The organism is Streptomyces sp. NPDC029041 (assembly GCF_040637515.1).
Taxonomy (GTDB): domain Bacteria; phylum Actinomycetota; class Actinomycetes; order Streptomycetales; family Streptomycetaceae; genus Streptomyces.
In genome coordinates this window covers 664,210-678,715 of the sequence record NZ_JBEZWO010000001.1, presented here as the reverse complement: position 1 = coordinate 678,715, position 14,506 = coordinate 664,210, and the positions used below count along the sequence as shown (strand labels likewise).

Annotated in this window: 8 protein-coding genes; 3 read left to right on the top strand and 5 right to left on the bottom strand. The window is 70.4% G+C overall.

What is annotated here, in order from left to right; genetic code table 11:
* Nucleotide 1 precedes the first annotated feature (1 nt).
* Complete coding sequence (locus tag AB0F04_RS02900; protein ID WP_362037021.1) at nt 2–745, top strand: class I SAM-dependent methyltransferase; 744 nt, start codon at nt 2–4, stop codon at nt 743–745.
* Nucleotides 746–1,110: 365 nt separating this feature from the next.
* Here the strand turns inward: AB0F04_RS02900 and AB0F04_RS02895 are convergent, their stop codons facing one another.
* Together AB0F04_RS02895 and AB0F04_RS02890 are read right to left on the bottom strand one after the other, a co-directional pair.
* Complete coding sequence (locus AB0F04_RS02895; RefSeq protein ID WP_362037019.1) at nt 1,111–3,765, bottom strand: cellulose binding domain-containing protein; 2,655 nt, start codon at nt 3,763–3,765, stop codon at nt 1,111–1,113.
* 204 nt (nt 3,766–3,969) lie between these two features.
* Nucleotides 3,970–6,888: a glycoside hydrolase family 48 protein gene (locus AB0F04_RS02890; protein WP_362037017.1), complete on the bottom strand. Its 2,919-nt coding sequence runs from the start codon at nt 6,886–6,888 to the stop codon at nt 3,970–3,972.
* Nucleotides 6,889–7,363: 475 nt separating this feature from the next.
* On the opposite strand from AB0F04_RS02890, the gene AB0F04_RS02885 reads away from it, so the two are divergent.
* Nucleotides 7,364–9,085, top strand: a complete 1,722-nt coding sequence (locus AB0F04_RS02885) for a glycoside hydrolase family 6 protein (protein ID WP_362037016.1) — start codon at nt 7,364–7,366, stop codon at nt 9,083–9,085.
* A 131-nt stretch (nt 9,086–9,216) separates the two neighbouring features.
* A complete protein-coding gene (locus AB0F04_RS02880) occupies nt 9,217–10,113 on the top strand; it encodes a class I SAM-dependent methyltransferase (RefSeq protein WP_362037014.1) in 897 nt (298 codons plus the stop codon).
* 299 nt (nt 10,114–10,412) lie between these two features.
* On the opposite strand, the gene AB0F04_RS02875 is transcribed toward AB0F04_RS02880, so the two are convergent.
* The 3 genes from AB0F04_RS02875 to AB0F04_RS02865 form a co-directional block, all read right to left on the bottom strand.
* A complete protein-coding gene (locus AB0F04_RS02875; RefSeq protein WP_362037335.1) occupies nt 10,413–11,204 on the bottom strand; it encodes an aldo/keto reductase in 792 nt (263 codons plus the stop codon).
* Between the two features lie 156 nt (nt 11,205–11,360).
* Nucleotides 11,361–13,187 (bottom strand): AMP-dependent synthetase/ligase, encoded by a 1,827-nt coding sequence (locus AB0F04_RS02870; RefSeq protein WP_362037012.1) that lies wholly within the window; start codon nt 13,185–13,187, stop codon nt 11,361–11,363.
* Nucleotides 13,188–13,512: 325 nt separating this feature from the next.
* Nucleotides 13,513–14,391, bottom strand: coding sequence for a LysR substrate-binding domain-containing protein (locus AB0F04_RS02865; protein WP_362037010.1), 879 nt, complete (start codon nt 14,389–14,391; stop codon nt 13,513–13,515).
* Between the last annotated feature and the right edge of the window lie 115 nt (nt 14,392–14,506).

Genomic DNA, 14,506 nt, shown 5'->3' with positions numbered 1-14,506 from the left:
GGTGCTCGACTACGACAAGGAAGCGGAGCGCTACGACGCCTCGCGCGGCGGCGAGCCCCGGGCGGCCGCCGCCGCGCAGGCCGTGCTGAGCCTGCTGCCGCAGGACACCCGGAGTCTGCTCGACGCCGCCTGTGGCACCGGCATCGTGACCCGCCGGATCGCCGCCGCCCGCGATCGCATGCGGGTGACGGGCGTCGATCTCGCCGCCGCCATGGCCCGGCAGGCCTCCACCCGCCTCCCCGGGGCCGTCGTACGCGCCGACAGCCGTCGGCTCCCCTTCCGGGACGGCCAGTTCGACGCCGTGTGCACCGTGTGGCTGCTGCACCTGGCCGCCGGGCCCGCCGAGGTGCGGACCATCGTCGGCGAGTGCGCCCGGGTGCTGCGCCCCGGCGGCGTCTACGTCACCACGGTCGACAAGGCCGCCTCGCACAACGTGGGGAGCGACATCGATGTCGTGCTGTCCTCCCGTCCGCCCAGCCCGGTCCGGGACGCGGCGGCGGACATCGAGGCCTGCGCCGCCGCCCACGGCCTGGTCCCGGCCGGGCAGGCCCGCTTCACCGGTCACGGCCAGGGCCGCAGCCCCCGGCGGACCATCGCCGACCTGCGCCGGGGCTGGTTCGTCACCCTGCCGCCGGGACACCCGCTCGCCGACGGATTCGCCACCCGGCTGGCGCAACTCCCCGACCAGGACCGGCCGCGCCCCGACCCGGTGTTCGGCCTGCGGTCGTTCTGCAGGACCGGGTGACCCCGGCGGCAAACCCTTGCCCTGGAGGTTGGTGCCGTCGCTGCCGTAGGTGATGTCGACACCGGACGGGGCCGAGCCCCACACCTTGAACACCGCCGTGCCCTCGGCGGCGGTGCCGGCGGCCTCGGCGTCGTCCGCGGTGGCCGCCTTGGGCTTCGGCTCGGGCTTGGCTTTGGCGGTGGCCGTCTTGGTGACGGTCACCGTCGGGGCCGGTTCCGCCTCCTCGGCCACCCGCGCCTTCTCGGTGACGGTGACGGTGACGGCCGGGCGGGGCGAGGCGGCGGTCTTCTCCCCGCCGCCGCCGTTCCCGTCCGGGCGGTGGAGAGGGCGCGTACCGTGCCCGGTACGCGCCCCCGGATGCCCGCTCAGGCGACCGTGCAGACTTGCTCACCCAGCTTGAACACCGCCGGTTTCGTGTTCGCCCCCGACCGGTTCGCCGTAAAGCCGAAGCTCACCGACGACCCCGCCGCCACGTTCGTGTTCCAGCCGACGTTCTTCGCCGTCACCGCCGGACCCGACTGTGCCGTCTCGGCGTTCCACGCCTGCGTCAGCTTCTGGCCGTCGGCGAAGGTCCAGCCGAGCGACCAGCCGTTCCAGGCGCTCGTACCGGTGTTGGTGAGCTGGACGTCGGCCTGGAAACCGTCCGACCACTGGCTCGTGACCTTGTACGTCACCTTGCAGGCACCGGTCGGCGTCGGGTCGGGGCCGGGCCCCGGATCCGTCGGTCCGGCGCCGGAGCTGTCGCCGTAGAGGACGCCGCGGCCGTTCGTGGAGACGTAGACGCGGCCGTACACGCGCGGGTCGCCGGTGATCGCCGCGCCCGTCCAACCCCACTGGTGCGCATCGTCGTTGATGCGCGTCCAGCTCACGCCCTGGTCCGTGGAGCGGAAGACGCCGCGCACTCCGCCGATCTTCGCGCTGGTGTAGAGGGTCTGGTAGGAGGCGCCGGGTGCCGCCTTGCCGAAGCCGATGGTGTCGGCCTGCTCGACGTGCGCGAGCTTGGTGAAGCTCGCTCCGCCGTCCGTGGAGTGCCACAAGCCGTACGCCCCGCCTGCCGCGCCGCCAGCCAGCCAGACGTCGCCCTTCTTGCCGGGCAGTGCCTTGAAGCGGACGCTGTCGCCGCCCGGCAGCCCGTCGGCCGGGGACTCGACGAAGGACGCTCCGCCGTCCGTACTGACGTAGAACGTGCCGGACTTGAATCCGTAAAAGGTCTTCGGGTCGGCCCGGTCCGACTCCACGATCGCCCCGGCGGGGATCCCCGTGGACGCCCGCCACGACGTCCCGAAGCCGGTCGTGTGGTGCACGCCCGCACCCTCGGGGCTCCACACGAACCGGCTGCCGTCGGCCGCCGACGCGACGGTGCCGCCGCCGCTCACGCCCGAAGGGTCGGTCCCGGCGAACCAGTTCGCTCCGTTGTCCGTCGAGAACGCGATGTGCGGCCCCGAGTCCAGGTTGCCCGCCCGCACCACCGTGTCCGGATTCGACTCGGCGAAGTCCAGGCTCGTGGTCGTCGTGAAGTTCGGCTGGGTGAACATCATCGACGGCACCTTCGTCAGGTCCGTGTGCCGGAAGCCGCCGATGTCGCCGAGCGCGCTCAGCAGCGGGGCGCCGGACGGGGGAGAGGCGAGGTCGTTGACCGCCGTCTCCTCCAGGCCACGCACCATCGGTCTGATGGCGAACTTGCTTCCGCTGTCCCAGTTCGTGAGGTTCTCCGTGCCGTAGATCGTCGCGCCCGTCCCGTACATCATCCGGTTCGAGTCGAACGGGTCGATCTCCAGAGCCTCGGTCATCCATCCCAGCTTCGGCGTCTGCTCGGGCGGTTGCGGGTTCGCGCCCCAGGTCAGCCACGGTGAGGAGGAGACGTCCATCGTGTAGCGGTTCTCACGGTTCGGGTACGACGTGTAGTCCCACGCCTTGGTCCAGCTCATACCGCTGTCCGTGGAGCGGAAGATCTGGGTGTCCGGCCACCAGGCGCTGTACGCGGTCGCCATGACCGTGCCCGGCCGCCGGCGGTCCACGGTCAGCCCGCTGAAGCCGTAGAAGGTGTCCGCCTCCGCCACCGGGCTGATGTCCGTCCAGGTCGCCGTGCCGGTCGCGTACCGCCACAGCCGGCCCTTGCCGCCGTCGTACGGGCCGCCCTTGTCGCTGTAGGAGAGATAGAGGTAACCGTTCTTCGCGTCCAGGACGCCCTTGTGGGCGAGGTAGCCGGTGGGCTGCCCGGCCAGCCGCTGCCAGGTGGCGCCCGCGTCCGTCGACCGGTACACCGCGTTGTCCTTGTCGGCGACCCCGACGTAGATCGTCTTCGTGGCGCTCCCGGCGGTGCCGGTGGACTCGTCGAAGGTGACCCAGACGATGCCCTGGTTGTCGCTGGAATAACCGGACGTGTCGCTCGGGTCCGCCACGTAGTTGCCCACGTTGGGGAAGTTCGTCACCTGCGACCAGGTCACGCCCGCGTCCGTCGACCGCCACAGCCCCTTGCCGCTGGGCGCGCCCAGGTACAGCACGCTGTTCCGGTTCGGGTCGATCGCCAGCCGCTCGCCCATGCCCCGCCCCGGCATGTTGCCGCCCAGCTTGAACGGCAGGTCGGCCTTCCGCCAGCTCGCGCCCCGGTCCGAGGAGCGCATCACCGCACCGTTCTTCGGATCCCAGCTGTTCGTGTACGTCCCGACCGCCGCGTACACCCGGTTCGGGTCGACGGAGTCGGACGCGATGCTGACGACGCCCGTGTGGCCCCAGTCGTCCCACCCGACCGAGTCCAGCAGCGGCGTCCAGGTCTTGGAGGCCTCCTGCCAGCGGTACGCACCGCCGATGTCCGTGCGGGCGTAGGCCAGGTTCTTCTCCGAGCGGTTGAAGACGATTCCGGGGACGAACCCGCCCCCGTCGATCCGGGCGTTCCTCCAGGTGTACGTGTCGGCGGCGAGCTTCGGCGCCGGGGGATCGGCGGCCAGGGCGGTGGGGGCGCCCGACAGCAGTCCGGCCGCCAGCGCCAGCACGGCCGTGAGGATGCGGGTTCTTCGCACGGTGGGGTTCCTTCCTCGAGGGGAACGTGCGAGGGCCGGGCGGCCCCCGTGCAAGGAAGCCGCCCGGCCGTGGTGACCCTGCGTCAGGTGCAGGGCCGTGTACGCAGAGCTTCGGACACTGTCAGGGGTGCGGGGCACCGCGCGACCAGCCACAACGGGCCCGCAGCCGAAGAACCACCCACCCCGCGCAGCGCCCGGCGGGGGCTATTCGAGAAGCTCCGCGTACGAGCCCATGGCAAGCGCGATGTCCGCCTGGGCCCAGAACCGGTGGTAGGTGAACGACGGGACGGCCCCGCCGGCCAGATAGCTCTCGATCTTCGACCAGGCCGGGTCGTCCTCGTAGAAGGAGCGGATCGAGTCGAACGTCGACGACGAGTTGATCGCGTCACCGTTCGGCATCGTGCCCGTCCAGCCGCTCGGGATGTGCACCGGGTCGTCGAAGCGGTTGTAGTCGGCCCGGTTCTCCGGAACGGCGATCCCGAGGGCGTCCTGGTGGTTGACCCACATGCCGTCCAGCAGCTTCTTCGCCGCCGCGGCGGCCTCGGTGTCACCGGAGCGGTCCGCGTAATAGGTCAGGGTCTTGGCGAACGCGGCCGCCACACCGACGTCGTTGGTGTAGTCGGCGACGGTGACGTGCAGCCCGCGGTTCGCGCCGGGGCTCGAGGCGTTCCAGGTGTCGGGCTGGCCCGACCACTGCAGCGTCGACGGGATCCGGTAGGTGCCGTCCGGGTTGAACGTGGTCTTGGACAGCGCCCAGTCGACCCACTTGTCCAGGACGGCCTTGGCCTGGGCGTTCCCCGTCTGCTGGTACAGCTCGGCGACCCGCTCCACCGACCACGCCTGGAAGCCGAACCACTGGTTGGACGGCGGGTCGTGGTAGACGGGCTTCTCGTCGTAGTACATGCCGTAGAACGTCGACTTCCCGGCCGGCGGGGTCGCGTACCGGCCCGCCCAGCTGTTGGTCGCGCCACCGGCGATGGCACCCTCGTCCGACTGCAGCCAGCGGTAGAACTCCAGCTGCCGGTCCATGGACTTGGCCCAGTCCGCCTGTCCCGTCGCCGACTTCGGCTTCAGCGGCGCGTAGTTGGCGAGTGCGTGGGCCGCGAGGGGGTTCTGGTAGCCGCCGTGGGCGTGGCTGGAGCCGATGCGCCAGGCCCAGCCGGCACTCGTGTCGGTGGCGCCGCCCCAGGCGTAGTACCAGGACATCAGGTACATCGAGGCGTCCTTGCCGGTACCCGCCGGACAGGCCGCGGGACCGACGCAGTTGCCCACCTTCTTGAAGTACTTGTCGTACATGGAGTAGCGCAGGTAGTCGCCCATCTTGGCGGCCTTGCCGACCGTCGCGGAGACGGCCGAGCCCTTGCCCTGCTGCTTGGCCCAGATGTCGGCCCAGTACGCGGCCTGCACGGCCCGCGCGTCGGCGTCCGGAGCGTTGGTGAACTTCCACTGCTTGGCGTAGGAGGCGTCAGCGGTGAACAGGTCCAGATAGCCGTTCCTGCCGCCGTACTTGAAGGCGTCGCAGGTCGGCTGCGGCACCGTCTCCCACACCGACTCCTGCGCGCCGCGCTGGAAGGTGTTGATGTACGAGGGGCCGGTGTCCGAGGGGCCCGCCTCGCACTTGCCGGGCGCGTTGCCGTAGCCGTAGACGTTGTCGACGTCCTGCAGCCAGTGCATGCCGTAGACGTCGTCCGTGCCGTACGCGCTCTTCAGCTCGGCCGCGATCGGGTCGCGGCCGACCGGCACACCGGTGTCGAGCTTGGCCGGGTACTCGTTCGGCGTGTCCAGCTCGGGCGCGTAGGTGGCCGGCTTGGAGGCGTTGTAGAAGGAGTTGGTCGGCTGGTCGGCACGGGTGGGGATCATGTACTTCTCCATGAGGTCCCACGCGCCGTTGAACTTCGACCAGTCACCCGTCACCTTGCCGTACATGGCCTGGAGCCACAGGAGGTAGCTGTACGCCTCCGAGGTGGTCTCGTGGCCGTGGTCCGGCGCCTCGACGATCAGCGTCTCGACCGAGTGGTAGGGGATGCCCTCGGGGGAGAAGTAGCCGTTCGCCGGGTTGGTGATCTTCCCGTACAGCTCCAGGAAACGGGCGTCGTAGACCTTCGACGCCGCCAGCTGGGTGACGGTGACCGAGGCCTTGGCGTGGCCCGGGGCCGTCGACTCGAACACGGCCGACCCGGTGCCGGAGTTCGCGGCCGCGACGGTCACCTTCTGCGCGGTGTTCCAGTTCTGCGGCGTGAAGGTCAGCGAGGCGCCGGCCGAGACCGACAGCCCCGAATTGCCGCTCGCGCGGGCCGACGTCACCGTCACGCTGGAGGCCGGCTGCTTGGACAGCTTCACCTCGTAGGTGCCCGACTTGCCGGACTGGACGCCCAGTTGGAGGGGCGAGGCGACGACGGTCGGGCCGGAGGAGACGGTGATGCCGACCGGCGTGGAATCGGCGGAGGCGCCCATGCTGTCGTAGGCCTTCGCGACCAGGGAATGACTGCCCACGGCCAGGTCGGAGACGGACAGCGTGTAGGGCGCGCTGGTGTCCGTGCCCAGCAGCGCGGTGTCGTCGTAGAACTCCACCTTGCTGATCGTGGCGTTGTCCGCGGCAGCCGCGGTGGCCGCCAGCGGCACCGCCTGACCCTGGGTGTAGACGGCGCCCGCGCTCGGGCTGGTCAGCACGGCGATGGGCGGCTGGTGCGCACCGGTGCAGGGCGTGCCGTTGACCGAGAACGACGTGGGCGCGGTGTTGGAGCCGCTGTAGGAGAACTGGGCACCTGTGGAGACGGCGGCGCCCGCCGCGACCCGACCGTTGTGGGAGGCGTTCTTCACGGTGATGTTCTGGCCGGACTGCGACCAGGTGCCGTTCCAGCCGTTGCCCAGCCTCTGGTTGCCGGAGTAGGCGTAGGTCAGCGTCCAGCCGTCGATGACGTCCGTGCCGCGGTTGGTGAGGGTGAGGTCCACGGTGAAACCGGAGCCCCAGTCGTTCGTCCTGTAGTCGACACTGCACTGAAGTGCCGCAGCCTGTGCGGGAGTCGACCCTGAGGAGAGCATCGTCAACGGAAGGGTGAGAGCTGCGAGCGCGGCGGTCCACAGACGCCGCACTGCTCTCCGCCTCCGGGGTGGGGGATGCATGGTGCTGGTTCCTCCTTGGGGCTCGGAGAAGTCAAGGCTTGAACCAGTGGGAGCGCTCCCATAGTGCGGATGCGTCAGGTACCGGTCAAGGTTCTCGAAGAGTCGAAAAGATTCGACGCCTCGCGCTGAGCAAAAGTCAGTGACTCCCCTGTTCTTTACCGTCACTTGCCGCTACCTTCCTTGACACCAGTGGGAGCGGTTCCATCAGTTCGACGCGTCCGTGACGGCACGCCCGACCTGCAAGGAGTCGCTCATGCGACACCCCCCGCGTTCAGTACTTTGAGCCGCCGCCGGCGTGAGAGCGCCGCGCGCGGCGGACAGTCGCCGCCCTCCGTCGGCCGCATACGGCGCCGCACCGGCCCCGGCATGCCCGCGGACACCCCACCGCACCTGCTGAACACCTCACCGCACCTCTGAACCCCCCACGGAACCGCGCACAGCGCAAGGAACCCAACGGAAAGAGGGACCCCCACTCATGAGCCGTACGAGAACCGCGTTACTGGCCGCCATGGCCCTGGTCGGCGGCGTGACCGGAACCGCCTTCGCCGTCGACCCGGGCGGTGCCGACGCCGCCGCCGTCCCCTGCACCGTCGACTACAAGATCCAGAACCAGTGGAGCACCGGCTTCACGGCCGCCGTGACCATCACCAACAACAGCGCCGCCAAGTCGTCCTGGTCGCTGAAGTGGTCGTACGCCGGCGACCAGAAGGTCACCAGCGGCTGGAACGCCAAGCTGAACCAGAGCGGTGCCGCCGTCACCGCCGCCAACGAGACGTACAACGCCCAGCTGGGGTCCGGCGCTTCGGTGAGCTTCGGCTTCCAGGGCAGCTACAGCGGCAGCAACGCGGTCCCGGCGACCTTCACCCTCGACGGTGTCACGTGCAACGTCGACGGCGGCGGTCCCGGCGGCCCGACGGATCCGCCGGACCCGGGCGGACCGTCCAACCGGGTGAACAACCCCTACGAGGGCGCGAAGGTGTACGTGAACCCGGAGTGGTCCGCGAACGCCGCCGCCGAGCCGGGCGGCAGCCGCGTCTCCAACCAGCCCACGGGCGTCTGGCTGGACCGCATCGCGGCCATCAACGGCGCGAACGGCAAGATGGGCCTGCGTGCCCACCTCGACGAGGCGCTGCGCCAGAAGGGCTCCGGCGAGCTCGTCGTCCAGTTCGTCATCTACAACCTGCCCGGCCGGGACTGCTCCGCCCTGGCCTCCAACGGCGAGCTGAAGGCCGACGAGATCGGTCGCTACAAGACCGAGTACATCGATCCCATCAAGGCCATCCTCGCCGACCCGAAGTACGCCTCGCTGCGGATCGTCACCACGGTCGAGATCGACTCGCTGCCCAACCTCGTCACCAACACCGGCAGCCGCCCGACGGCCGTCCCGCAGTGCGACGTGATGAAGGCCAACGGCAACTACGTCAAGGGTGTCGGCTACGCGCTGAACAAGCTCGGCGACGTGCCGAACGTCTACAACTACGTCGACGCCGGGCACCACGGCTGGATCGGCTGGGACGACAATTTCGGCCCCACCGCCGCCATCATGAAGGAGGCGGCGACCGCCGAGGGCGCCACGGTGAACGACGTCCACGGCTTCATCACCAACACGGCGAACTACAGCGCCCTGAAGGAGAACAACTTCACCATCGACGACACGGTGGCCGGCAAGTCCGTCCGTGAGTCGAAGTGGATCGACTGGAACCGCTACCTCGACGAGCTGTCCTACGCCCAGGCCTTCCGCACCCGGCTGGTCACGGCGGGCTTCAACTCGGGCATCGGCATGCTGATCGACACCTCCCGCAACGGCTGGGGCGGCACCGCACGGCCCACCGGGCCGGGTGCGACGACCAGCGTCGACACCTATGTCGACGGCGGGCGGTACGACCGTCGCTTCAACGCCGGCAACTGGTGCAACCAGTCCGGAGCCGGTCTCGGTGAGCGTCCGAAGGCCGCCCCGGCCGCGGGGATCGACGCGTACGTGTGGATGAAGCCGCCGGGCGAGTCCGACGGGGCCAGCAAGCAGATCCCCAACGACGAGGGCAAGGGCTTCGACCGCATGTGCGACCCGACCTACACGGGCAACCCGCGCAACAACCACAACATGTCCGGTGCCCTGCCGGACGCGCCGCTGTCCGGGCACTGGTTCTCCGCCCAGTTCCGGCAGTTGATGCAGAACGCCTACCCGCCGCTGTCCTGACCGGTTCGCGGTGAACCGCTGATCCGCCGGGGCACCGGGCCCCGGCGGATTTTGCGGGACCGGCAACAGCAGTGGCCTCCGTCCGGTGTGCCGGTGCACGCTGACCGCATCCGAGCGAGAGGCTGACCACCATGGGGCACGATCACCACGACCACGAGCGGGGCCACGGCCCTCGGCACGACCACACCCATCTCGACTGGGCCGAGATGGGCCCGATGCTGGAGTCCTCGGCGGAACTGTTCGCGTCCCTCTACGAGCGTGCCCTGGGCTGGCTGGCGCAGGAGGTGACCGAGCCGGGGCTGATCGTCGACGCCGGCAGCGGGCCGGGTGTCGTGGCGTGCCTGTTCGCGGAGGTGTTCCCGGGCGCGCGCATCGTGGCGGTGGACGGCTCCGAGGCGCTGCTGGAGCGGGCCCGGGCACGGGCCGGGCGCCTGGGCGTCGCCGACCGCTTCGGCACGCTCACCGGTGATCTGCCCGAGGTGCTCGACGAGCTGGACTACCCCGCCGATCTGCTCTGGGCGAGCCGCAGCCTGCACCACCTGGGCGACCAGCGGGCCGCGCTGGCCGCCTTCGCGCAGCGGCTCGCGCCGGGCGGCACGCTGGCCCTCATGGAGGGCGGTCTGCCCCTGCGGTTCCTGCCGCGCGACATCGGCATCGGCCGGCCCGGTCTCCAGGCGCGGATCGACGCGGTGGAGGCGGAGTGGTTCAGCCGGATGCGCACCGACCTGCCCGGGCACGTGGCCGAGACCGAGCACTGGCCGGCCCTGCTGGCCGCCGCGGGTCTCAAGCACACGAGGACGCACAGCTTCCTGCTCGATCTCCCGGCCCCGGCCTCGGACCGGGCGCGCTCCTATGTCGTGGCGTCGCTGTCGCACCTGCGCGACATGCTCGCCGGGGAGCTCGACGCCGAGGACCTCGCGACCGTCGACCGTCTGCTCGACCCCGACGACGAGGCGAGCCTGCACCGCCGCCCGGACGTGTTCGTTCTGGAGGCCCACACGGTGCACACGGCGGTGCGGGCGGGGTAACGCGGCCGCCCCTGACTTCGAGAGCAGTGGGGGAGGGCGGTGACAGGTCTCGCCGAGAACACCCGGCGGCAGGTCACCGAAGGGGACGTGGGCGTCACCCTGGTCGCGCCGCCGTCCGGGCGATGAGCCGGCAGGAGGGCGTCGACGTCAACACCAGTCGTACGCCCGTTGGGACAGCCGGTCCGAGGCGGCGGGAACGAGGCGCCCCGGGCCGGGCCTCCGTGAGGGGCCCGGGCCGGGGCGCTGCCGGGGCTCCGGCCCCGCGAGGGGGCTTCGGGACCGGGTGCTGCCGGTGCGGTTCAGGCGCCGTTGAACTCGGCCGGGTCCGGGCCGATGCGCCGGTCCTCGTTCAGCGCGCTGATCGCCGCCAGGTCCTCGTCGTCGAGGCTGAAGTCGAACACCTCGATGTTCTCCTTGATCCGCGACGGCGTCACGGACTTCGGGATCACCACGTTGCCCAGCTGGATGTGCCAGCGCAGCACCACCTGGGCCGGGGTGCGGCCGTGCTTGCGGGCGATGGCCACGATCGCCGGGACCTCCAGCAGGCCCTTGCCCTGGCCGAGCGGGGACCAGGCCTCGGTGGCGATGCCCTGCTGTGCGTGGTACTCACGGGAGGCGGCCTGCTGCAGGTGCGGGTGCAGCTCGATCTGGTTCACCGCCGGGACGACCGACGTCTCACCGATCAGCTTCTCCAGGTGCTCGGGAAGGAAGTTGGAGACACCGATGGCCCGGATCCGGCCGTCGGCGTGCAGCTTCTCGAACGCCCTGTAGGTGTCGACGTACAGACCCCGCTCCGGCGTCGGCCAGTGGATCAGGTACAGGTCGACGAAGTCCAGGCCCAGCTTCTCCAGCGAGGTGTCGAAGGCGCGCAGCGTGGAGTCGTATCCCTGGTCGGCGTTCCAGAGCTTCGTGGTGACGAAGAGCTCCTCGCGGGGCACGCCGGCGGCGGCGATGGCCTTGCCGGTGCCCTTCTCGTTGCCGTAGATCGCCGCGGTGTCGATGCTGCGGTACCCGGCCTCCAGTGCCGTCCCGACGGCCGTCTCGGCCTCGTCGTCCGGCACCTGCCAGACGCCGAAGCCCAGCTGGGGCATCTCGACGCCGTTGTTCAGGATGATCGGGGGGACCTTGCTCACGAGCTCTCGATCCTTCGGTAAGTGGTCAGTGTGCTCCCATCGTCAACGATCACGGGCGGTGATGCATTCCTGACGGGAGATCTCCGAAGCCACACCTGCCCATCGGGGCGGAGGTCACGCCCGGTAGAGCGCCTCGACCTCGTTCTCGTAGGCGTTCTCGATGGCCTTCCGCTTCAGCTTCAGGGACGGGGTCAGCAGCCCGTGCTCCTCCGTGAACGGCTGGGCCAGTATGCGGAACGTGCGGATCGACTCGGCCTGCGAGACGAGCGTGTTGGCGGCGACCACCGCGCGGCGCACCTCCGTCTCAAGATCCGCGTCGCGCACCAGCTGCGCCGGCGACATCTGCGGCTTGGACCGCATGGCCAGCCAGTGCTCCACGGCCTCCTGGTCGAGGGTGATCAGGGCGGCGATGTACGGGCGGTCGTTGCCGACCACGATGCACTGATTGACCAGCGGATGGTCCCGGACGCGTTCCTCCAGCACGCCGGGGGAGACGCTCTTCCCGCCGGACGTGACGAGGATCTCCTTCTTGCGGCCGGTGATGGTGAGGAAGCCGTCCTCGTCCAGAGCGCCGAGGTCGCCGGTGGCGAGCCAGCCGTCGTGCAGGGTCGCGTCGGTGGCCTTCTGGTTGTTGAGATATCCCTGGAAGACGTTCTCGCCGTGCAGCCAGATCTCGCCGTCGTCCGCGATGTGCACGGTCATGCCCGGGATGGGCTGCCCGACCGTGCCGAACCGGGTTCGTCCGGGCGGGTTGGCGGTCGCGGCCGCCGTGGACTCGGTCAGGCCGTAGCCCTCGTAGATGTGCACGCCCGCCCCGGCGAAGAACAGCCCGAGGCGGCGGTCCATCGCCGAGCCGCCGGACATGGCGTGCTTGATGCGGCCGCCCATCGCGGCGCGGATCTTGGTGTAGACGAGCTTGTCGAACAGCTGGTGCTGCATGCGCAGGCCCGCCGACGGGCCGGGGCCGGTGCCCCAGGCCTTGGCCTCCATCGCGTCCGCGTACCTGATCGCGATGTCGACGGCCTTCTCGAAGGGGCCGGAGCGCCCCTCCTTCTCGGCCTTGCGGCGGGCCGCGTTGAACACCTTCTCGAAGATGTACGGCACGGCCAGGAAGAACGTCGGCTTGAACGCGGCCAGATCCGGCAGCAGGGCCGCCGCGTTCAGCTGCGGCTGGTGGCCGAACTTCACCTTGCCGCGGATCCCGGCGACCTGGACCATCCGCCCGAAGACGTGCGCGAGCGGCAGGAACAGCAGGGTCGCCGCCTCGTCGCCGCGCCGGGAGTGGAAGACCGGCTCCCAGCGCTCGATGACGGTGTCCGCCTCGTACATGAAGTTGCCGTGCGTGAGGACACAGCCCTTGGGGCGGCCGGTGGTGCCCGAGGTGTAGATGATCGTGGCGACCGACTCGGGTGTGACGGCCTGCCGGTGGCGATGCACCACCTCGTCGTCGAGGTGCGCGCCCGCGTCGTACAGCTCGTGCACGGCGCCGGAGTCCAGCTGCCACAGCCGGCGAAGCCGGGGGAGCCGGTCGATGACGGTGGCGATCGTCATCGCGTGGTCCTCGTGCTCCACCACCGCGGCCGTCACCTCGGCGTCGTAGAGCATCCAGAAGCACTGCTCGGCCGAGGACGTCGGATAGACCGGCACGACCTGGGCGCCGATCGTCCACAGCGCGTAGTCGAACAGGGTCCACTCGTAGCGCGTACGGGACATGATCGCGACCCGGTCGCCGAACCGGATGCCGCTCGCCAGCAGGCCCTTGGCCAGGGCGAGCACCTCGTCGCGGAACTCGGCGCTGGTGACGTCCTGCCATTGTCCGGAGTCGTCCTTGCGGCCCAGCGCGATGTGCTGCGGGTCCTCCTGGGCATGCTCGAAGACCACGTCGGCCAGACCGCCCACCGGAGGTGCCAACGCCAACGGAGGGTTGGTGAACTCGCGCAAACCCCGCTCCCCGTTCCTCAGCGCTCTTGTCGAGTGACGCCCCGCACAGCGCCGTGAAAGCTACCCCACCCGGCCGGGGCGCGGGAGGGGGTACGGAAGCACACACCGCTCCGGTCCGCGCTGGTCAGCGAGGGAAAAAGCGCTCACATGGGGAAGGGTCGGACACAAACCTGACGGTTGAGCAAGTTTCGGTGCCGTAATCTCCACCGAATCTGTACGAGTCCGGCCGTGGAGCGGGAGCACCGTCGAAGGGGGTCCCTTCTGTCAGCGAAAGGGCGGCGGATTCTGTCACTCCGCTTCCGCCGGAGGCGATGGACCGGCCAGATCACAGCCCCTTCCGCGCGCTGCGCTGCAGCCGGTCCCCGCCTGCCAGGATCGCCGCTGCCAGGGCGTCCGCCGCGCCCTGGGCGGAGGGGCGGCGCCGGCCGTGCACCAGGACGAAGTCGACCTGTCCCAGTACCGGCAGCCCGGCCCGGTCGGGGATCCGGACCAGACCCGGTGGGATCAGGCCGCGGGAGTGGGCCATCACACCGAGACCGGCCCGGGCCGCCGCGACGAGGCCGTTGAGGCTGCCGCTGGTGCACACCACACGCCAGCCGCGGCCCTGCCGTTCCAGGGCCTCCAGGGCGAGTGCGCGGGTGATGCCGGGCGGCGGGTAGACGATGAGCGGCACCGGGCGGTCCGGGTCGAGCCGGAGGCGTTCCGCGCCGATCCACACCAGCCGGTCGTGCCGGACCAGCTCGCCCCGCGGGTCCTCGGGCCGCCGCTTGGCCAGGACCAGATCCAGCTTCCCGGCGGCCAGCTGCTCGTGCAGCGTGCCCGACAGCTCGACCGTCAGCTCCAGGTCGACCTCCGGATGCTCGTGCCGGAAGCCCTCCAGGATCTCGGGCAGCCGCGTCAGGACGAAGTCCTCCGAGGCGCCGAAACGCAACCGGCCGCGCAGCCGGGTGCCCGTGAAGAACGCCGCCGCCTGCTCGTGCACCTCCAGGATCCGGCGCGCGAAGCCCAGCATGGCCTCGCCGTCCTCGGTCAGCTCGACCGAGTGCGTGTCCCGGCTGAACAGCGTGCGTCCGGTGGCGTCCTCCAGGCGCCGCACGTGCTGGCTGACCGTCGACTGCCGCACCCCGAGCCGCCGCGCGGCCTGCGTGAAACTCAGCGTCTGCGCCACCGACAGGAACGTGCGCAGCTGGGACGGGTCGTACATGGGCCCAGGCTATCGCGGAACGCGATGACAGTGAGAGCGGTATACCGGATTCCCGATCGCCGGTCGGGGAAGCAGGATGGAAGGGGACCGCTACGGCCCCCGGACCGACCGAAGT

Bases quoted from the DNA above. Each gene is read 5' to 3' on its own strand.
- AB0F04_RS02890 (WP_362037017.1), bottom strand. From the start codon at position 6,888: ATGCATCCCCCACCCCGGAGGCGGAGAGCAGTGCGGCGTCTGTGGACC.
- AB0F04_RS02885 (WP_362037016.1), top strand. From the start codon at position 7,364: ATGAGCCGTACGAGAACCGCGTTACTGGCCGCCATGGCCCTGGTCGGC.
- AB0F04_RS02880 (WP_362037014.1), top strand. From the start codon at position 9,217: ATGGGGCACGATCACCACGACCACGAGCGGGGCCACGGCCCTCGGCAC.
- AB0F04_RS02875 (WP_362037335.1), bottom strand. From the start codon at position 11,204: ATGCCCCAGCTGGGCTTCGGCGTCTGGCAGGTGCCGGACGACGAGGCC.
- AB0F04_RS02865 (WP_362037010.1), bottom strand. From the start codon at position 14,391: ATGTACGACCCGTCCCAGCTGCGCACGTTCCTGTCGGTGGCGCAGACG.